Origin of the sequence: Umezakia ovalisporum Ak1311, assembly GCF_029891685.1 — a bacterium.
Taxonomy (GTDB): Bacteria; Cyanobacteriota; Cyanobacteriia; order Cyanobacteriales; family Nostocaceae; genus Umezakia; species Umezakia ovalisporum.
Window position 1 is genome coordinate 85,155 of the sequence record NZ_JANQDJ010000088.1, and the last position, 20,439, is coordinate 105,593.

The window sequence follows — 20,439 nt, forward strand, 5'->3', positions numbered from 1 at the left end:
TCTGATTCAAATTGTTAACCAATGTGGTGCAGACTATCTTTAATTACTTTCAACTACAGTAATGATAAGACAAGCTGTGAGGTACTTCTATGTCTCAAACAAATTCTCCACAGGTAATTAACACTGCTGCGACTCTCTTACAAAGGTATGGAGAGGGGAAACGTAATTTTAGTGGAGCTAATTTGGTTAATGCTGACTTGCAAGGTGTTGACCTGAAAGGATCTGACTTTAGCTACGCTGATTTTAGTGAAGCTAATCTCAACGGTGCTAATATGAGGGGCTGTGACCTCAGCTTTGCAAATCTCAGTCAAGCTAATTTGCAAAATGCTGACCTACGGGGAGCCTTATTGTTCTCCACTGATTTGCGTCAAGCCGACCTCCAGGGAACAAAACTAGAAAAAGCAGATTGCGATCGCAGTACTCATTTTCCTGATAGTTTTGATCCAGCGCTAGTGGGATTACAGATAAAAGAAAATTAGAAGCACAGAGTAGAAAACCCCTCACTTAGGCAGGTAATCTATTTCATCACAATTTGATAATATTAAAGCCTCGCGGTGAAACTCCTCTACCGTTGTCTAAATCCTGGTGCAACAGTGCAGCACCGCTAGGTAGGAATTTAGGGGTGAAATAATGAAAATCGCCACAAATTTAGAAACTAGTCAAGGTGTGGGTGAAAAACCAAAAACTACTGGAATTGACTATCACATAGTACATACAATTCCCGGTAGAGTCAGATTTCGTGTACCTATGTTAGCCCAACATCCCCATTATGCCCAAAATCTACAAAAGTTACTAGAATCTGATAGTCGCATTTCAGAAATCCGTATTAATCCCTCTTGCAGTTCTGTAGCTATTCAATATCAATTATCTAACAACAAAAATCCCTTAATACCACCCTATGTAGTAGATTTGCTACACCAGGCAAAGAGCAGGAAAAGTGAAACTAAAACTCAAAATATACAAGAAACCCAGGATTTTGGACTGAAGTTGCCCATTTTCGCCACCGCCTTAGCTTTACTTGCCTTGGGACTTCCCATTCCCAGGGCAATAATTGCCGCAACAGTAGCACTTGCAGCTTTACCCACTGCTCAAGGTGCTTATACCAGCATTACTCAACAAAGAAAATTAAATATAGATTGCCTAGATTTTATAGCCATCGCCTTAACTTCTGCCCAAGGAAATCTTATAACACCCGCTTTGATCATCACACTGCATAAAATAGGTGATCAGATGCGAGATCGCACTGCACGAGTTACCGAAAATCAAGCCGCAGACTTATTGAATTCCTTGGGACATTACGCTTGGGTACAACAACCAGATGGGCAAAAAAAACGCATAAGAGCCACACAAATCCAACCAAAAGACATAGTGATTGCCTATCCGGGTGAACAAATTTCTGTTGATGGACAAATCCTCAAAGGAACAGCCTTAATCGACCAGCAAAAGCTCACCGGCGAATCCATACCAGTTTTACGTCAACCCGGACAAATGGTTTATGCTTCTACCCTGGTGCGAGAAGGAGAAATTTACATCCAAACCGAGGGAGTAGGCCCAGACACTCGCGCAGGAGCAAGTATAGAATTAGTCAAACAAGCCCCTGTCCATGACACACGCATGGGTAACTATGCCGCAACCATCGCCGACAAAACAATCTTACCAGCCCTAATTTTTTCTGGATTAGTTTTAGCCACAACCCGCGACCCATCCAGAGCAGCATCTATTCTCACCCTCGATTTTGTGACTGGTATTCGCGTTTCACTACCAACAACTTTCTTAGCAGCCTTGCACCACGCCTCCAGACATGGAGTTCTCATTCGCAGTGGTCGCGCCTTAGAAAAATTGGCACAGGTAGACACCTTGGTGTTTGACAAAACAGGCACTTTAACCAAAGGTGATATTGAAATTGTGGAAATGCAAACCATAGGGGAAAGAATCACTACTCAAAGACTGCTAACACTAGCCGCCGCCGCGGAACAACGCCTGACTCACCCAGCAGCCGAAGCCCTAGTCCGCCATGCCCAAAAACAGGGAATTGAAATCTTACCCCGCCGGGAATTTGTCTATGAAATTGGTTTGGGCGTACGAGCCGAAATTGACGGTCAGCAAGTTATAGTAGGCAGCGATCGCTTTTTGCGTCAGTGTGGGATTACCTTAGACTGTCTTCATCATCCTCCCCATGATGTCAACTGTCGCATTTCTGCCCATGATTCTTTGCTGTATGTAAGCGTAAATCAGGAGTTGCAAGGAATTATTTATTATAGAGACCTTCTGCGTCCAGAAAGTACAGCCGTAGTTGAGCAACTGCAAACCAAATACGGTATGGAAATACATCTGCTCACAGGCGATAATCAGCACAGGGCCATAGCCGTTGCCCAAGAACTGAATATCCCCCTGTGTCAAGTTCATGCCGAGGCATTTCCACAACAAAAAGCACAAATCATCCAAAAAATACACACCTCAGGTAAAACAGTCGCCTTCACCGGCGACGGCTTAAATGATTCCATTGCCCTAGCCTATGCCGACGTTGCTATTTCCTTTGGCGGAGGTTCTGAAGTAGCCAGAGAAACAGCCGATGTTATCCTCATAGATGATAACCTGACTAGTTTTTTAGAAGCAATAGCCATTGCCCGGCAAACCGAAGCAATAATTAAACAAAATATCGGTTTAGCCATAATCCCCAACTTAGCAGCTTTGGGACTAACCACAACCACAGGACTCCATCCCCTGGCCGCGACAATTATCCATAACGGTTCAGCAATTGCAGCTGGGTTAAATGGTTTACGTCCCCTCATGCACCAAGATCCCCCCAGGCCGCAAGGAATATCATCTATCCCACTCACCAACCAAAGGGCGCTTGATATTCTTGGGACATAGAATGGTTATTGCCCAGTTAATAAGTGGGGACTTACACCCATGTTGTTAAAATCGATATTTATCATTGCTAACAAAGTAAAGCAATGCCACAATCCTCGCAATTGCCGCGTTCCACTCCCTGCGGGCATAGCGGACATATTAGATATTTTCCCCAGATCACTGAAAAATTAAATCTAATCGCTTTTGGGTGTTTTCTAATGCCTTTGCTGGAGAGTTTTGACCGAGTAACACCGATTCAATTGCCCGACCTAAACTATCTGAAACGCGATTATAACCTGGAAAGATGGGACGCCATCGCCCGTATTTAGCCTGGTCTAAAAATACTTGCACAGCCGGCAATTGCTTGACAAATGCCTGATATTGTAGATTTTGGCGAGCCTTCAAATTGATAGGTAAATAGCCAGTTCCTAAAGCTAATTCCGTCTGAAACTCTTCACTCATAGCATATTCAGCAAAAGTGAAAGCTGCTTTTTCACGTTCTGGTGTAGTTTTGAACAAAAATAAATTCTCACCGCCGACACTCGTAGCAGGCTGTTTATTAATGGGAATGGGAAAAACGGCAAAATCTACTCCACTTTCAGTAAATTCCCCCAAACTCCAAGGGCCAGTCACCTGCATTGCTACTTTACCAGCAATCAAATTACCTGTCTCATAGCCTCTTTCTGGGCTGGATAAAAGAGCCGAACCATCGTTAACAAGATTACGCCAAAATTGTAAAGCGGCGATGGCTGCTGAATTATCTTGCAACACCACGTTGGCAGCATTTTCTGCTCCCCCATTGACCAATTCACCGCCGCTACTCCACATAAATGGTAGCCAGGTGAAAACAGTAAATTCTCCCTTTCCTAAAGGCAAAAACATTCCATATTGATCTACGCGGCCATCACCGTCGGTGTCACGAGTTAATTCCCTCGCAACTTGCCGAAACTCTTCCCAAGTCCGCGGTAATTCTCTAATTCCCGCAGCTTTGAACAAACTCGGACGATAATATACAGCTACATTATTTGTAGCAAATGGTACTGACCAAATTGTGCCTTGATATTCCATAGATTCAAACAAAGCCGGGTCAATTTCAGCTTTCACCGGAGAATTGTTTAGTTTTTCATCTAAAGGAATTAAAGCTTGCAGTTCAACTAACTGACCAGCAATAGTGGGGTTGTACCATAGTAAATCCGGCGGGGCATTCCCAACCACGGCGGCTAAAATTTTTGGCATTTGCTGATCTTGTTGTCCAACATAAAGAGAGTCAACATGAATATTCCCATGAGTGTGATTAAACTTATCGACAAGCTTTTGCAAAACATCCCGATTTGTCGGTGGATTTACACCCTGCCATAAAGTCAGATGAATTACACCTGTTTCTCCTATCCGCATAGCTTGGCAGCCGCCTAAAACCAGTATGCAGACCACCAATAACAGCAGTAAATTTTTCAAGTAGTACTGCACATTCTTTCTTTTTCTCCTTGATTTATGGGGTACAAAAAAAAGCCGTGCATAACGTCTCATAAGGTATCGCACAATTGAAGTAATTTTCAGTAATGAACTTACACAATTCAATAGGCTTTCCTTTGCATATTGGCAAAACCTATGTATATCCTAAACTTTTAAGCAAGCGTTAATGTTTTTAGATTATGGCAGGACACAGTAAATGGGCAAATATTAAGCGCCAGAAGGCCGTAGTAGATGCCAAAAAGGGCAAGACCTTTGCCCAATTATCTAGGGCAATTATTGTTGCAGCAAGAAGCGGTGTGCCAGACCCAAATAGTAATTTTCAGCTACGTACAGCCATTGATAAGGCTAAAGCTGCCGACATACCCAATGATAATATTGAACGGGCCATCGCAAAAGGCGCGGGAACTTTTGCAGGAGATGCTGCTAATTTTGAAGCTATTCGCTACGAAGGTTATGGACCCGGTGGTGTGGCAATTTTAATTGAAGCCCTGACAGATAATCGCAATCGCACGGCGGCTGACCTGCGTGGTGCCTTTAGCAAAAGAGGTGGGAATCTGGGTGAAACAGGTTGCGTTAGCTGGATGTTTCACCAAAAAGGTGTGTCTGTTGTTCAAGGAGTGAAGGATGAAGACCAACTCTTGGAAGCATCTCTTGAAGGTGGGGCTGAATTTTATGAAATGATCGAAGATGAGAAAGCCGAGGTGTTTACTGAGGTGACAAATTTAGAAATTCTCAGTCAGATCCTTAAGGATAGAGGTTTTCAGGTGAATGATATTGAATTACGTTGGATACCCAGCAATCATGTAGAGGTTACTGATCCTGAGCAAGCTCGATTCCTCCTCAAGTTAATTGATACCCTAGAAGCCTTAGATGATGTGCAGAATGTAACTGCTAATTTTGAAATCCCGGAAAGTCTTTTAGATTCAATCATCCTGGAGAAATAACAAACCACAGAAGACTGCGAGAAAGAATGTAAAATAATTTTTTGACCAAAAATAATGGGATATAGAGCAACTTCCTTTTAGGACAAAGTTAAATATGCTATTGCTTAAAAGCAGTCGCAATGCCCCATCCCGACTTTAAACGGACACGGACATAGACCAACTAGAGACGTTCCGGCGGAGCGTCTCTACTTCCCCACCAAGTGAGTATGTCAAACTGCTACTACCAATCAAACACCAGCTGTAAGATATTGATATCTTGTGACGAATTATAAACTATAAATTACCTATATCCCGCAGCTTGCAAATCAAATAATTTAGCGTAACGCCCCCCACTCTGCAACAATTCTTCATGGGTTCCCTGTTCCACAACCCTACCTTCTGCCATAACTAGGATTTTGTCAGCCATTCTCACCGTCGAAAAGCGGTGAGAAATTAAAAACACCATCTGATTTTGAGTCAGGGTACGAAAATGATTAAATATATCAAACTCCGCTTGGGCATCCATTGCTGATGTTGGTTCATCCAACACTAAAATATCTGCCTTTGTTCTCATAAATGCCCGGGCTAAAGCAATTTTTTGCCACTGTCCCCCAGAAAGTTCCTGTCCCTGATTGAACCAACGCCCCAGTTGAGTTTGGAACCTTTGGGGTAATTTCTCAATAAACAATTGCGCCATCCCTTTTTCCGCCGCCATTTCCCAGCGATATTTGTCTTCTAAATGTTCTACATCACCTACACCGATATTCTCTCCCACAGTGAATTGGTAACGCACAAAGTTTTGAAAAATTACGCCAATGCGTTGACGTAATACATCTACATTCCATTCTTCCAAGTCTAAGCCATCTAAATAAATACGCCCGCATTCCGGGGTATATAGTCGAGTGAGTAATTTAATTAACGTCGTTTTACCCGAACCGTTTTCACCCACAATTGCCAGTTTTTCTCCGGGTTTTAAATGCAGTGAAATATCTGTTAATGCAGGTTGGCAACTTCCCGGATAAGTAAATGATACCTTCTCAAAGCGGATACCATCTTGGGGATTTATGCCTCTAGTCCCATGACCCCAAGACCTTGGCACTTCTTCTTCCAAAAAATCGTAAAGATTAGACAAGTATAAATTATCTTCATACATTCCTCCAATTGAAGTCAGGGCATTAGAGAAAGTAGACTGTCCTTGGCGAAACACAGTGAGATACATGGTCATGTCTCCCAAAGAAATTTTAGCCATGACTGTTTCGATAACAATCCAAGCGTAAGCTAAATAAAAAGCAGCCGTACTCCCTAAACTCAGGAAATATCCCCACAAACCCCGCCGCAAAGTTAAGTCTCGGTCTTCCCCATAGAGTTGATTAAACAAATTGCGGTAACGTTCCAGCAGGGTTTCCCCTAGTTGGTAAAGCTTGACTTCTGTCGCATAATCTTCTCTGGCCAATAAACTTTCTATGTAGTGCTGTTGGCGGGCTTCTGGCGCGCGCCAACTTAATAAACGAAAAGCTTCTCCAGCAAACTTGGTTTCCGCAATAAAGGCGGGCATAGCTGCTAAAATTAGTATTACCACTGCCCAAACTGAGAGGTGTACCAATAAAATGCCGTAAGTAACCAAAGAAAGGGCATTTTGTACCAAGCCAAAAGTGCGGGTCACTAAAGAAAGGGGACGGACTGAAGCTTCTCGCCGGGCGTTAGTCAGTTTATCGTAAAATTCTGAATCTTCAAAATGGCGTAAATCTAGTGTCAGCGCTTTTTCTAATATTAGTAAATTTACTTTTTGTCCTAGTAGCACCCGTAATAATGACTGACAAATAGAGATACCGCGTTGACTACCTGCGAAAAGAGCAATGATTATCGCTTCCAACCCTACATACAATAAAGGTTGGAAAATACTTCCCTCCCCAACGGAAGAAGCAGAAACCACTGCATCCACAATTAACTTACTAATGAAGGCGAGGGCAGCTGGTAAAAGACCCGCAACTAAAGTTAGACTAGCAAGGATAATAGTCAAAACATGGCTAGTATTCCACACTAAGCTAATGGCCCGTCCGCCATATCGAAAAACAGCCAGTGACTGGCGCAAGGTTTTTAGTCTTTTTTTCATTTTTACTTATTTTTATCTTGCATTCCTATAAAAATATAAAAATATGAAAATTTGGCAAGTTGACTTTTATCGTAGTCCGGTGCAAGAAACATCTGGACAAGTTTTATGGGAATTGTTGATTTGTAACCCAACTCGTAGTTTTGAATACACAGCTACCTGTCACCAGTCAGCAGCAAGCTCCCATTGGCTTGCTAGTCAAATTAAACTTGCATCTGGTGACAAATTACCAGATGTCATTCAGGTATTTCGTCCCCAGTCTTTGAGTTTAATTCAAGCAGCTGGCAACAACTTAAACATTCAAGTCGCACCCACCCGCCACACCCCAGCTTTGAAACAGTGGTTAGCAGAAAAGCAATATCCCCTAGCACTAGATCAACCACCCCCAACACCATTACCAGAAAACCTGTGGGGAGAACAGTGGCGCTTTGCTACACTTCCATCTGGAGAACTAGTGGATGTGTTTGCAGAACTTCCTATACCTATTTTTTCCGCACCAGAATTTTTACACCCCATCAATTTGGGTTTAGCATCCACAGTTCCCATTCCTGGTGTAATCATCTATGGTGGAAGACAGTCCATGCCCTTGGCAAGGTGGTTAGCAGCAGCACATCCAGTGGCGTTAAACTACATACCAGGGGATCCTAATGGTTTGGTTTTAGAAGCTGCTTTAGTAGATAGGTGGATTGTGGCGACATTCACAGATCCAGATGTTGCTGCTGCTGGGAAGGTTTATGAACACCGCCAACAGCAAAGCCGAGGATTACACTTTTTGTTAGTTCAACCCGATGATTCTGGGATGACTTATACCGGCTTTTGGTTATTAACAGCAGAAAATTGACGTTTATAGTTACAGTCCTTCGCTTTTCTGTAGTTAACCCATGTAAAAGACTATGTAAATACGGTGTAGCTTCTAGGTAAAAAACCAGTTTTTTAATTGCGTATTATCACAGAAATAGTACATTTCTTTACTTAACAATTTAATCTTTACAATATGAGCCAAAGTAATCCAACTCTTATTTTAACTTGCTATTTTAACTGAACTCTCCCTTGCTTCACCATTGCGATCAGAGTGTGGTGAGCATCTTCCGCATCTACCAAAACATGATCAAACTCAATGCGAACTGGCACGGTTTGTTCATTTACCCATGCAGTCAAATTCATTCCTTGAGAATCAATAGAGAGCATTTCTGCCCTTGTGGCATCTGTCACACCTGCAAAAGCCTGGGCATAAAGAACTACAGCATTAGCATGATCCTCGTTCATGTGTTGGCAAATGCGAGAGCTAACTTCAGGAGAAAATTCCTCAGACATGGTGTTTTAGGGATTTAGTAATATAGTGACTTCCTAAATTTTAAGCTAATTTGTTCTAAATTTGCACCATGGGAAGCAGCACACTGGGGCTTGATCATCATTGCATTACTTTAGTTAGCTAATTGCACCTTACATCCTTTATAGTGAATTTAATTTGACAAAATATAACTAAACTATGATAAAAGTATAACTTACTTGGAGTTTTGTATCAAAATTTGCGGAAAGCAAATATATCAAACTGTAGCCAAACTATTGAACCAAACTATTTGAGCTAAAAGCCGATGAGGGAAACTAGCCAACGTCAAATTATAATTGGCGATGTGCATGGACACTACGAAGGTTTGATGAGACTGATGGACTTGATCGCCCCTGCATCAGACGATCAAGTTTATTTTCTGGGAGACTTAATTGATCGTGGACCTAAAAGCTCACAAGTGATTGATTTTGTCAAGAACAATAATTATCCCTGTCTACTGGGAAACCATGAGCAGATGTTATTAAGCATTTTGAGCGGTGATAACATTTCCACACAAGCAATGCAAGCATGGTTGTATGGTGGGGGACAAGCCACTATAGCCAGTTACAAAAATGCTCATGTTCCTAAAGAACATTTGGATTGGCTGAGAACTTTGCCTACTTATCTGGATTTGGGCCATGTTTGGTTGACTCATGCTGGCGTTGACCCTTACCTACCTCTGGCACAACAAACTGCTGAGCAATTTTGCTGGATACGTCATGAATTTCACAGTATTCAGCAACCATACTTTATTGATAAGCTGATGATCATTGGTCATACCATCACCTTTACCTTCCCTGGGGTTTCCCCCGGCCAGCTCGCACAGGGGCGGGGATGGTTAGATATAGATACTGGTGCCTATCATCCGCGCAGTGGCTGGTTAACTGCATTGGATATTACAAATAACTTGATTTATCAAGTCAATATGTTTAATGATTGTCTCCAAACCTTGCCCTTAGCAGAAGGGGTGGTCATGATTGATCCCTCAAAAATAGCTGCTCGCCGCCATAAGCAACGAGCATGAATTATTATTGACATTGAATTTAAAGTATGCTGCGGATAGAAGCCCGATAAGCAGCACTATCCAATCCGCCACCCTGATTGCTAAATTCAGAATTAATAGAACTTTGCAGCGCATTAATGCGATCGCCTGTACCAGGGTGCGTACTCAATATTGTCGGCATGTAGCCGCCGTTTCGCATCAGCTTTTCCATCAAGGAAATCATGGCAGACGGAGCATAACCGGCCTTTGTCAGAGCTAGTAATCCTCTGTGATCAGCATCCAATTCATCTTGACGACTGCGAGGACGGTTGACTGCTAGTTCTAAACCTATTCCCACCGCTGCATTGCGCTCTAAACGCGCTACCGAAGCTATACCATTAGCGATAGCTCTTTGCCGCATTTGTTTTACTAAGTGTCTACCGCCAATGTGACCAATTTCATGGGCAATTACACTAGCTAGTTCCGCTTCATTATTTGCGGCCTTGAGCAACCCTGTGTGGACATACACAAAACCTCCCAAAGTAGCAAAGGCATTGATAGCATCATCTTCAACCACTTGGAAGGTAAAGGGAAGATTAGGGCGATCGCTCTTAGCTACCAAGCGCTCACCAATTTGTTCTACATAGCGATTAATTTGAGAATTACGGCTAAATCGAATATCACTATTTTGCAACTCCTGATTCATCTGCCTACCAAGCTCAACTTCTTGGCGGTCAGATAGATTAGACATCTGAATTACCTGTATTCCCTGAAACAAAAGAGAGCGGATATCGAAAGCGTCTCCCGGCATTGGTGTACTCAAGCACAGAGACACAGCAACTGCTAGCGAAATCAACGGATAAAACCAACTCCGCCTTCGAGTATAATGACTGGCCACAAAGTTTTTCCAATTCATTGTCATGATGTTAATGGAATAAATTATGTGACGAAGCTAAATTCTTTTGAGTTGCACTATTGAATCATTAAAAATTTTTATACCCGTATTATTGTTCCGGATTTACCATCACATCCTGTTCCCATATCTAAAATTCAGAATTGAGAGAATATTCTTGTTTTCACATGCCTTTTTTACTTCCTACTTGCCAAGGCGTGATACACTTTCGCATAAATACAAATATCAAATCATCAACTGGAAAAACCTACGGTGTCTCTAAGAGAACCTCTTGCTAAAATCAATCATTCTGCTTTTACCTAGGAAAATTTTATATGGCTATTTTAGATTCCAAAGGACGCTTGTTCGGCAAAATCAATCTCCTTGACTTAGGTGCGGCACTAGTAATTCTACTAGTAATATTTGGTATATTTATTTTTCCTGGCACTACTGGTTCTGTTGCCCAAGTCGGAACCAAGACCGTACCCATTGAGGTAGACTTAGTAGTTCGTGGTTTAAACATACGTGATCCTGAACGTTTATTTGATAAAGGATTTACCAAAGGCGGCAAAACCAAGGTGATTATCCGCAATCAACCCTACGGTCAAATTGGAATTAAATCCATTCAAGTATTACCCAAAACCCTAACAGTTTCCCAACCAGATGGTTCGGTGAAAGAACTACTAGATCCCAGAAAAAATAATTTTAGTACAGATATGCTGTTAACTTTAGAAGGTAAAGCGCAAGTTACTGACAGTGGGCCAGTTCTAGGTAATAGCAAAATAAAAATTGGTACAACCTTTGAACTGGAAGGTTTTAACTATAACTTCAATTCTAGTGTTATCGATATCAGAATAAAGGAAAACTAACATTTAACATTCATTTAACATTCCCATAACATTTCTAAATTTTTGGCTGACAGCTATTCCCATCACCTTGTGGTTGATGGGTTTATTTTGTTCGGCAATTATTAAGGTAGAGAGCGTTTTACCTCAGTGATACCATCTTCGGTAAATTACTTATAACTAATTGAGCATCAGTAAAAATTGCCGAATTAAACCAACAGTAACAGCAGGTAGTTCCAAGTGAGGTGTTAATCCCACATTTTCTAATTCTTGAAACACTCGGATAGCTTGAGGATTCTTGCCTGCAAGACGACGACCAAGTTCGGGACCAGTAAATTCTGATTTTTCTCCCCAAATCATCCCAGTAGGAGTTTGCAACTGTTGAATGTATAAAGACAAATCAAAACATAAGTCCCCACGCACAAAAGACAAAGCTGCATATTCAGCATTCGGTTGCTGGGCAGATTGCAGATAAGCCTCGACAATTTCCTCGTATATGCGATTAGATTGTGCAAATTGCCGTTGTTCTAAGAAATTGCGAATACCGCCACTTGTAGCAATTCCAGTGCTATAAAGCACACGATCAATAATAGGAACGCTAACTATCTGAGCAAAAAGGCTGCGAGAGTAGTCTTGACCAAAATCAGATAGTCCCGATGGTGTGACGAGAATCAAAGACTGAAATAACTCGGGATGGGCGATGGCAACTCGAATGGTCAAAGCCGCAGTCAGGGAAGAAGCAATCACTTTCACAGGCGTTGTACAAGTTTGTTGGCAAAACTCCCGAATCGTCGTCAAATAATCATCAATCATGTAGTTCCGAACCGGATGGTCAGACCTACCCCAACCAATTAAATCTGGTGCCAAAATGCGATATTCCCCAGCAAAAGCCGGATAAACTTTCGACCACTCATAGGCAGAAGACCCGCCTCCGAAGCCGTGGAGGAATACCAAAGTTTCCCTGTGGTCTTTTGCCGTCAAATTATCCTGCCAAGGTGAACCAGTAGCAGTATAATAAACCATCTTACCTAGTGAGGTATTTATGGAGCGTTGCTCAAATCCTTGTGGCTGAAACATAAGTATTTATTAAATTTCTTAATAGTTACTGAATCTGAAACATCCTTGGTTTACCCAAAAGCAGTTATACTCCCCATAATTATTATCGGTGAAATAATTCAGCACCTCTAGCCTTTGTCAGATTTAATGGATAAAATCGCTTTTTCTACCCCCAGCCCAGTTATTCTTATCATTAGACATCATTGTAATTAAGTAGGTAAACACTGTGTCACAGGCTTCATTTCCTTGGCAGCAACTGATCAACCGGGTTCTCCACTGGTGGCTTTTAGAGTTCAAGACAGTAAGCCGAAAGCAACGAACTTTTAAGCCTTTATCTGGACCGGGGGGCATTTTAGCCTTTTTAACTGTCATTGTGGCGATGCTGTTATGGAACTGGAAACTGCTATTGGCACTTCTGGTTGGGGTTGGGGTCATGTTATTAGTTTACTCAATGCCAAAATGGAACTGGCAACTGTACTTATCCCAGATATGGAGGTTCTTAAATACTACTAATTCCCGTTTTGCCTTAGCGGTAAGTAGTGGGGGCATTGCCACTGTTAGTACATACATGGCATCTGCCATCTGGGTTGATTCTAAAAGTTCTTGGATTGCTGCTGGTGCCATCGTTCAAGGCTTAGGAACGTTATTAACTTTAATTTTATTAATGTGGCAAATCCTCAAATCTTACGGAAACCAAGAGCAAAATAAACTTGATCAGTTGTTAGTCAATTTAACAGAACAAGACCCCTTGAAGCGTTTGATTGCCGTCAGAAAATTAACTAAAATTATCACCAGTCAGCGAATTGATGGAAAGGTGCAACAAGAAATTGTTCAATCCTTACGACTGTTACTTAGTCAAGAGCAGGAAAAAGTGATCAGAGATGTCCTTTTAGATAGTTTACAAAACTTAGATAGCTTACGATCTCTACCATTGAGCCAAGTTAAAACTTTAATTCCTCTATCTAGCAAGTTGAAGGTTAATATTTCTTCGTCTTGACTGGGTATTTAAGTAACCATTGACTTCTCCCCTGGATAAAATCACAGGGGATTCTAAAACGATAAGTAATTACATAACTGCTGTCAAAACTGTGGGTGTGGATTATCTATGTACACTAAAGTGTCTGAGTTTTACTCTTAAGGAATTTTTCCATAAAAGCTTTGATAACAAATTCCGGTAAAGTCAACATCCGTCGCCAACGCCAAGGTTCTTGATAAAGTCGATACAGCCATTCCAAGTTGTTGTTTGCCAACCAAGCAGGAGCGCGAGTTTTTATTCCTGACCAAATATCAAAGCTCCCACCAACACCCATCCAAATTGCTTGGGGGCATAAATGACGGTTTTGGGTAATCCATATTTCTTGACGTGGTACTCCCAAACCAACTAAGATTAATTCCGGCTGTAATTGAATAAGTGTTTGTTTTAATTCCTCTTCTTCTTCGACGCTATGATACCCACAATGAGTACCTACTATATTTAAGCTGGGAATTTCCTGTAGCCAAAACTCTGTGGCTTTTGTAATTACTTTACTTGTGCTTCCATAGAAAAAAAGTTTTGTATCTGTTTGCTGTTGTCCCAGTTCTTGTAATAGACTTTCTGCTAATTCAATTCCCGGACAACGCTTCACTTTTTGCCAGAACAACCATCGCAAATAAAGAACTACCCCTGAACCATCTGGAATGACTAGCTCCGCATTTTGAATTACCTGAGCAAGGGTTGGATTTCGTTGGGCTTGCATAGTCATTTCTGTATTCAGCGTAACTACATGAGCACCTCTTCTTTGTTCCAGGCATTCCAGCAACCAGCCTGGATAGTTGCTCATTATATGAACTGGTATTCCCATTACTGAAAAAATTTGAGGCGGTTTAAACATAGCCTAATCTTTAATTTAACTTTCACCAGATGATCTTGACCGCTAGTTTATCAAATTTTTTCATTTAATAAAAAACAATTATTTCATTATCTATAAACCAATAGAAAAATTACTGACTTGAAATGATTTAATAGACTACATGCCTTCATCTTATTGCTAAAAACATGCTGGTATTGAGAATTAATTACCAAGTAATCAGAATGAGAAAAAATTTGAGTGATTACTCTGTAAATGTTGAGAAATATATGGATAGGTCATTCCAACACAATCTGCCTAAGAGCGATGTTATGAAAGATGTAGCTAGTCAATAGCCAGCAGAAAACAGGAAGCGTCATAATTCAAGTATTTCATAATCCAACTTGTCAGGTTTTTCGGGTTTCATAGCCAAGAAATGTTGGTCAAAATAAACTCCTATCGAGACCCTCCTAAATCCTTTTCAAGGGTGAATTTGATTTGATTTTCTCTGCTTAGTTATCAAGCTCCTCCCTAGCTTGATATTTTTCATACATGAACCCAGACCTTTAAAACATCCTCTCAGACACCCAGGAAACTCATTTTCAAGTTAAAGTAATGTAACGTACGGAATTTGACTATGAGTAAGATTCGTATTGCTCTGATTGAAGATCATGACCTGACCCGTCTAGGTATCCGGACGGCTTTACTACAAAAAAAAGAAATTGAAGTTGTAGGAGAAGCTGCTAATGGAACCACAGGTTTAAGAATGTTGAAAAAACTACAACCAGACATTGCAATTGTCGATATTGGTTTACCAGACAAGGATGGAATTGAATTGACAAAGGAATTGAAAGCCCTCACCAATGAAGACGATTCACCAACAAAAGTGCTAATTTTAACGCTACAGGACCACAAAAAATCCGTGCTAGCAGCTTTTGCAGCTGGAGCAGACTCTTATTGTATGAAGGACATCAAGTTTGATAGTTTACTGGAAGCTGTACACGTAACTTACAATGGCAACGCTTGGATTGATCCAGCCATCGCACGGATTGTGTTACAACAAGCCCAAGAAAATCGCCCATTACAAGAGAAAGCACTGAATAAAGATGATAAAAATATTATTATTTCCAGCCCAGAATCTGAACATCAAGAAAATATTGACCCTTACACTCTTACAGAAAGAGAGTTAGAAGTATTACAGTTAATCGTTGAAGGTTGTAATAATGCACTTATTGCCGAACGACTCTACATCACTGTTGGCACTGTAAAAACACACGTCAGAAATATTTTGAATAAGCTATGTGCTGATCATCGCACCCAAGCAGCAGTACGCGCCTTGCGTTCTGGACTGGTAGAGTGAATTTATTGACATCCTCCCTATGCTATGGAAGAGTCAGGGTTCCCCATGTTTAGTTAAAAAATGTAAATTAGTTAATAACTTTTGCTAATTTTATTTGATTTATTAGTGGTAGTTATTAAATACTAGATACAGCAAGTCCAGCCACTAGATTTTATCTCAGCGAAAAAAATAAAGGTATAGTCCTAACAACCTCCAGGATTGTCAAGGGGGTATAAAACCGTCCAAACTAAACTAAATTAATGGCTAAATCTATGGAAGCTTTATTTTGTTTGTCCCCACGTTATCGCCTTGATGATGAATCACCTTGGCTGGAGGGTATCGATCCTAGTCGTCACTACTGGATTGCACTCAATGGAGAAAAAAATACAACAATAGCTATACCAGGGTTAATAGTTTCCTCCATGAGTGAATTAAAGCAGGCCATCCGCGAATTTCGCTCTTTGCAGCCTGGGGAACAGATGACTGTGAATAGAATTGCCAGTGGTTGTACAATTCACTGTCTAAGTCCTAATTGTTATGCTGTGGAAGCTGAGATTAATAATGCTTTAGTTTGGCATCTATTTGATCAAGAAACTTTAGATAGTTTATTAATGACGGCACACCCAGAATGGCAATGTGCGCCATCAGATATTGATTTGGGTCGGAAATTATTACTGCGCTCCTTGCAGCAAACATCTGTGATCAAAAAATAAGCATCATCAAAATCAAAATTTCGGCTAATCTTGCTGGCGTAGAGCAATTAACTCTTGGGGAGAAGCTAGAAGTTTGATTTTAGCACCAATGATTTGCCGTTGTACATTGACAATAAACAGCCAGGTTACATTGACCCTACACCAAGAAGTTTGTACCTTACCTGTTACCTGAAATTGAATTTGGTCATTTTCTACATTTTGGACGATTCCCTCACGGGGACAGGCTTGAATATTTTCAGCTTCTTGTTGCAAATAGGTAAAGATTGCCTCTCGTCCCACAATAGCAGATTCAAAAGGCGGATACATCACCCCATCATCAGCAAATAAGGCTGCAGTTTCCTGAAATTGTCGAGCGTTGAGAGTTTCAAAATAACCCAGGATAATCGGTTCCAAGATTCCCTCAATTTTAAATTCTTCTTTTGCTCTAAGGGCAACATTTGTCTGAGTTGCTTCTCTACATTTAGCAGCTGTCATATATTTACTTTGATTACCCTAACTCAACTTAATTTAAAAATAAAAGCCAACAGCAAAAATATACTATGGAAATAAATTGCTAAAAGAGCAATGAATCTTTACGCTGAATATGTTGCACCATTCTCAATAACTATAAAAACTGTCATCAAACCACTGGTAAGAGACACAAGTATATTCGCATTTCATTTAGTCAACTAAGGGGTCAACGCCCATATCAGCTACCACCTTGCGAAGAACAGAGATTTGTTCACCAAAATCTAGCGCCTTAATAGCTTCAAGTACCTCTAAACCATCACGAGAAAGTTGATACCCCACTGGCATCGGTACAATCAGGCGTTTTACCATCAATTCTGATAATTCGTACCAAAAAGCCAACTTTGTACTGTAGCTCAGAGTACCATAGGAACGGCAAATTTGAGTATTTTTCCTATAAACTAACTCACGCATCACATTTAACTGATCTGCATGAGACATGTGCTTGATTTGATTCAGCAGCCCTTCGGCCAACTGTAAACGAGCCGCTCCTGTGGCTGCCGGCGTAATGGCACACCCCATTTCTGTATAGGCATACCATAGTACTGCTAGCTGGTCATCCGCACCCAGGCTTTGAAAGACACCTGTGGTAGAGTTAACAGCATCACGAAGCTGAGTACCATAATTCAAACTCTCAGATAGGTCGGCTGAAGAGGAATCAGAAGTGAAAGTCATGATTTCGCCACAGTTGATTAATTGAAATACTTATGTCACCAGTGAGAGGTGTGCATTACCCAAAGTTTTTTTACCCCTCAACTCACATACTGCATTATTTCTTAACAAAAAGCAAATAAATTTTACATATGGGTGGGTTAGCAAATGTTTAACACAGGTCTAGACAAGATAATGTATAAATGGGCCGCTCGTAATCATGGCTAAATTCACATAAGAAAAATGGATAAGGATTCTGTAACAAGCAGTATAGTTAAAGAAAAAGCCCAAGAGTTAGGATTTCACAAAGTCGGGATTACTACTGTAGATAGAGGAGATAATACAGAAGCACAGAGGTTACAAACGTGGATAAACCTGGGTTATCACGCCGATATGAAATGGATGAATAACCCCAAGCGTCAAGATGTTCGCTTAGTCATGCCAGAAACGCGATCGCTAATATGTGTCGCCCTCAACTACTACACACCAAATCAACGTCCTGAAGGCCAAGAATACGCCAAAATTGCTCGTTACGGCTGGGGTAGAGACTATCATAAGGTGATGCATAAGAAGCTCAAAGCTTTGACCGCTTGGCTAGAATCACTCAAAGCAGGTATTAAAGCCAGATATTATGCAGATACCGGCCCAATACAAGATAAAGTCTGGGCGCAACGAGCCGGAATTGGTTGGATTGCCAAAAATGGTAATGTGATCACTCGAGAATATGGCTCTTGGGTATTTTTAGGAGAGATATTAACAAATCTGGAACTAGAAAGCGATCGCCCACACACCGAACACTGTGGTAGCTGCACTCGTTGTCTAGAAGCTTGTCCCACAAGTGCAATTACCCAACCGTTTGTAGTAGATGCAAATCGCTGCATCGCCTACCACACCATTGAAAATCCCTCGGAAACATTACCAGAGAAAATATCAGGCAATTTACAAGGTTGGGTTGCTGGATGCGACATTTGCCAAGATGTTTGTCCTTGGAATCAGCGTTTTGCACAGACAACGAATGTAGCAGATTTTCAGCCTTATCCTACCAATATTGCACCTCAACTGGTAGAATTAGCCAACATCTCAACAGAGGAATGGGATAAACGATTTCCCGCCTCGGCATTGCGGCGTATTAAGCCAGAAATGTTGAGACGAAATGCCCGTGCTCATCTTGACGCATCCAAACTTAAAGAATGACCCAAAAAGTAATTATTTTTGATTTTGATGGCACAATTGCCGATACAGTAGATGCTCTTGTGAGTATAGCCAATCGTTTAGCTTTAGAATTTGGTTATATACAAATTACTCCAGATCAACTTGCACTACTGAGAAACTTTACCTCTAGAGAAATTATTAAATACTCAGGTATATCTCTATTTAAAATTCCGTTTCTACTCAAAAAAGTTAAAGGAGAATTAAAACACAAAATTAGAGAGTTTAAACCAATACCGGGAATTTCCGCAGCTTTAATAGAACTGCAAAATGAAGGTTATAGATTAGGAATCATTACATCTAATTCTGAAGATAACGTCACGGATTTCCTCAAAAATAACGAATTAGATCAGTTATTCGACTTTATTTATTCAGGAGTGACAATTTTTGGCAAAACAACCATAATTAATAACGTACTGAGACAGAAACAACTCAAAACTCAAGAAGTCATTTATGTCGGTGACGAAACCAGGGATATAGAAGCCTCAAAAAAAGCTAATATCAAAGTAATTGCAGTAACCTGGGGTTTTAATTCTCCAGAAGCCTTAGCTAAACAAAATCCAGATTTTTTGATTAACCAACCGACGGAATTACTAGAAGCAATCAAAAAGTGTTGAAAGGTTGTTGGTTAAATCCTCAAATTTACCGAACAACCTAACTAATATCCATGACTCCAAAACCATTCCCCAGATAATAGATTAGTTGAGATAACTCTTACTTAAGTAGAATTTCCGGGATTCATTCCTGCGGTAGCTCCGGGTAAGCCTGTGTACAAGGAAGACTTGATATTATTTAATTTCTGAAGACATAGTTACTTGAGTCAAATCATTTGGTGTCAAGTTGCTGTGGACTACTGCGCCATCACGAAACCATACAATGCGTTGAGTTTGACGGGCTACATCTGATTCATGAGTTACCATAACAACCGTAATTCCACTATTATTCAACTCGCTGAAAATATCCAACACTTCCTGGGTTGTCTGAGAATCCAGTGCGCCAGTGGGTTCATCAGCTAGAAGAACAACCGGACGATTAACAATAGCACGAGCGATTGCTACCCGTTGCTGCTGTCCACCAGATAATTGAGTGGGTTTATTATTGAGGCGGTTTTCTAAGCCAACCTTTATTAATGCTTCCGTAGCGCGATCACGTCTTTCCCTGGGGTGAACACTGGCATATACCATTGGTAGCATGACATTTTCTAAAGCTGTCAGTTGGGGTAATAAGTGAAATTGTTGGAACACAAACCCCAATTTTTTATTGCGAATTTTGGCTAAATCGCCATCACTCATCTGAGCGACATCAACGTTATCTAAGTAATAATTTCCACTGGTGGGGCGATCTAAACATCCGATAATATTCATGGCTGTGGATTTACCAGAACCAGAAGGCCCCATAATTGAACAATATTCACCCTTATGGATAGTTAAATTCACATCGTTGAGTGCTTTGACTTCAGTTTCACCACTTCCATAGATTTTAAAAATATTCTCTAGGCGTATAATTGCTGATTTCGTCCCAAGACCAGGAACAAGACCACCGGTAATTGTAATAGTGTTTGTCATCATAATTTTAGTTATTGGTAATGAAGGAGTCTATTTATTTCTTAGGGTAGCTTAAGCAAAAACACTGACAAAATAGTCTCAAAAGTATACCAGAAGTGACTTTGACATCGTTTTGATTAGTTTGTTGGTATATATAGGTTCCAGGCGTTTTTGGTGACTTGATGT

At 40.8% G+C, this 20,439-nt stretch carries 19 protein-coding genes and 1 pseudogene; 11 read left to right on the forward strand and 9 right to left on the reverse strand.

Translation table 11 applies throughout. The features are described from left to right. Positions 1–89: 89 nt before the first annotated feature. Complete coding sequence (locus NWP25_RS18340; protein ID WP_280699949.1) at positions 90–479, forward strand: pentapeptide repeat-containing protein; 390 nt, start codon at positions 90–92, stop codon at positions 477–479. 151 nt (positions 480–630) lie between these two features. Continuing rightward, positions 631–2,874 (forward strand): heavy metal translocating P-type ATPase, encoded by a 2,244-nt coding sequence (locus NWP25_RS18345; protein WP_280699951.1) that lies wholly within the window; start codon positions 631–633, stop codon positions 2,872–2,874. Between the two features lie 156 nt (positions 2,875–3,030). On the opposite strand, the gene NWP25_RS18350 is transcribed toward NWP25_RS18345, so the two are convergent. Then, on the reverse strand, positions 3,031–4,320 hold the full coding sequence (locus tag NWP25_RS18350) for an ABC transporter substrate-binding protein (protein ID WP_280699953.1): 1,290 nt from the start codon (positions 4,318–4,320) through the stop codon (positions 3,031–3,033). Between the two features lie 185 nt (positions 4,321–4,505). Between NWP25_RS18350 and NWP25_RS18355 the strand changes: the two genes are divergently transcribed. Further along, entirely contained in the window at positions 4,506–5,270 is a 765-nt protein-coding gene (locus tag NWP25_RS18355) for a YebC/PmpR family DNA-binding transcriptional regulator (RefSeq protein ID WP_280651853.1), read from the forward strand. A 280-nt stretch (positions 5,271–5,550) separates the two neighbouring features. On the opposite strand, the gene NWP25_RS18360 is transcribed toward NWP25_RS18355, so the two are convergent. Then, a complete protein-coding gene (locus NWP25_RS18360; RefSeq protein WP_280651854.1) occupies positions 5,551–7,362 on the reverse strand; it encodes an ABC transporter ATP-binding protein in 1,812 nt (603 codons plus the stop codon). Between the two features lie 43 nt (positions 7,363–7,405). On the opposite strand from NWP25_RS18360, the gene NWP25_RS18365 reads away from it, so the two are divergent. After that, positions 7,406–8,200: a Tab2/Atab2 family RNA-binding protein gene (locus tag NWP25_RS18365; protein ID WP_280651855.1), complete on the forward strand. Its 795-nt coding sequence runs from the start codon at positions 7,406–7,408 to the stop codon at positions 8,198–8,200. 188 nt (positions 8,201–8,388) lie between these two features. On the opposite strand, the gene NWP25_RS18370 is transcribed toward NWP25_RS18365, so the two are convergent. Beyond that, positions 8,389–8,673, reverse strand: a complete 285-nt coding sequence (locus tag NWP25_RS18370) for a DUF2470 domain-containing protein (protein ID WP_280651856.1) — start codon at positions 8,671–8,673, stop codon at positions 8,389–8,391. Positions 8,674–8,954: 281 nt separating this feature from the next. Between NWP25_RS18370 and NWP25_RS18375 the strand changes: the two genes are divergently transcribed. Further along, positions 8,955–9,713, forward strand: coding sequence for a metallophosphoesterase family protein (locus tag NWP25_RS18375; protein ID WP_280651857.1), 759 nt, complete (start codon positions 8,955–8,957; stop codon positions 9,711–9,713). 19 nt (positions 9,714–9,732) lie between these two features. Here NWP25_RS18375 and NWP25_RS18380 read toward each other — a convergent pair whose 3' ends face one another. Continuing rightward, the gene (locus tag NWP25_RS18380; protein WP_280651902.1) at positions 9,733–10,587 is read right to left on the reverse strand and encodes a M48 family metallopeptidase; all 855 of its coding nucleotides are present in this window, start codon (positions 10,585–10,587) and stop codon (positions 9,733–9,735) included. A gap of 311 nt (positions 10,588–10,898) precedes the next feature. On the opposite strand from NWP25_RS18380, the gene NWP25_RS18385 reads away from it, so the two are divergent. Further along, positions 10,899–11,432 carry a DUF4330 domain-containing protein gene (locus tag NWP25_RS18385; RefSeq protein ID WP_280651858.1) on the forward strand — a complete coding sequence of 178 codons (534 nt, stop codon included), beginning with the start codon at positions 10,899–10,901 and terminating at the stop codon, positions 11,430–11,432. 156 nt (positions 11,433–11,588) lie between these two features. Here NWP25_RS18385 and NWP25_RS18390 read toward each other — a convergent pair whose 3' ends face one another. Further along, a complete protein-coding gene (locus NWP25_RS18390) occupies positions 11,589–12,485 on the reverse strand; it encodes an alpha/beta fold hydrolase (protein ID WP_280651859.1) in 897 nt (298 codons plus the stop codon). 205 nt (positions 12,486–12,690) lie between these two features. Between NWP25_RS18390 and NWP25_RS18395 the strand changes: the two genes are divergently transcribed. Then, positions 12,691–13,461, forward strand: coding sequence for an armadillo-type fold-containing protein (locus NWP25_RS18395; RefSeq protein WP_280651860.1), 771 nt, complete (start codon positions 12,691–12,693; stop codon positions 13,459–13,461). A gap of 115 nt (positions 13,462–13,576) precedes the next feature. Here the strand turns inward: NWP25_RS18395 and NWP25_RS18400 are convergent, their stop codons facing one another. Beyond that, on the reverse strand, positions 13,577–14,335 hold the full coding sequence (locus NWP25_RS18400) for a WecB/TagA/CpsF family glycosyltransferase (RefSeq protein ID WP_280651861.1): 759 nt from the start codon (positions 14,333–14,335) through the stop codon (positions 13,577–13,579). 592 nt (positions 14,336–14,927) lie between these two features. Here NWP25_RS18400 and NWP25_RS18405 point away from each other — a divergent pair. Then, complete coding sequence (locus tag NWP25_RS18405) at positions 14,928–15,650, forward strand: response regulator (RefSeq protein WP_280651862.1); 723 nt, start codon at positions 14,928–14,930, stop codon at positions 15,648–15,650. Positions 15,651–15,901: 251 nt separating this feature from the next. Beyond that, positions 15,902–16,342, forward strand: coding sequence for a hypothetical protein (locus NWP25_RS18410; RefSeq protein ID WP_280651903.1), 441 nt, complete (start codon positions 15,902–15,904; stop codon positions 16,340–16,342). A gap of 24 nt (positions 16,343–16,366) precedes the next feature. Here NWP25_RS18410 and NWP25_RS18415 read toward each other — a convergent pair whose 3' ends face one another. Beyond that, a complete protein-coding gene (locus NWP25_RS18415; RefSeq protein WP_280651863.1) occupies positions 16,367–16,816 on the reverse strand; it encodes a ketosteroid isomerase family protein in 450 nt (149 codons plus the stop codon). A 186-nt stretch (positions 16,817–17,002) separates the two neighbouring features. Then, positions 17,003–17,524: an orange carotenoid protein N-terminal domain-containing protein gene (locus tag NWP25_RS18420; RefSeq protein ID WP_280651864.1), complete on the reverse strand. Its 522-nt coding sequence runs from the start codon at positions 17,522–17,524 to the stop codon at positions 17,003–17,005. A 219-nt stretch (positions 17,525–17,743) separates the two neighbouring features. Here NWP25_RS18420 and queG point away from each other — a divergent pair. Together queG and NWP25_RS18430 are read left to right on the forward strand one after the other, a co-directional pair. Beyond that, positions 17,744–18,716: pseudogene (gene queG / locus NWP25_RS18425) on the forward strand (tRNA epoxyqueuosine(34) reductase QueG). Further along, a complete protein-coding gene (locus NWP25_RS18430) occupies positions 18,691–19,326 on the forward strand; it encodes an HAD-IA family hydrolase (protein ID WP_280699955.1) in 636 nt (211 codons plus the stop codon). The pseudogene queG and the gene NWP25_RS18430 overlap by 26 nt, the downstream one beginning before the upstream one ends. A gap of 171 nt (positions 19,327–19,497) precedes the next feature. On the opposite strand, the gene NWP25_RS18435 is transcribed toward NWP25_RS18430, so the two are convergent. Continuing rightward, positions 19,498–20,274: an ABC transporter ATP-binding protein gene (locus NWP25_RS18435; protein ID WP_280651904.1), complete on the reverse strand. Its 777-nt coding sequence runs from the start codon at positions 20,272–20,274 to the stop codon at positions 19,498–19,500. Between the last annotated feature and the right edge of the window lie 165 nt (positions 20,275–20,439).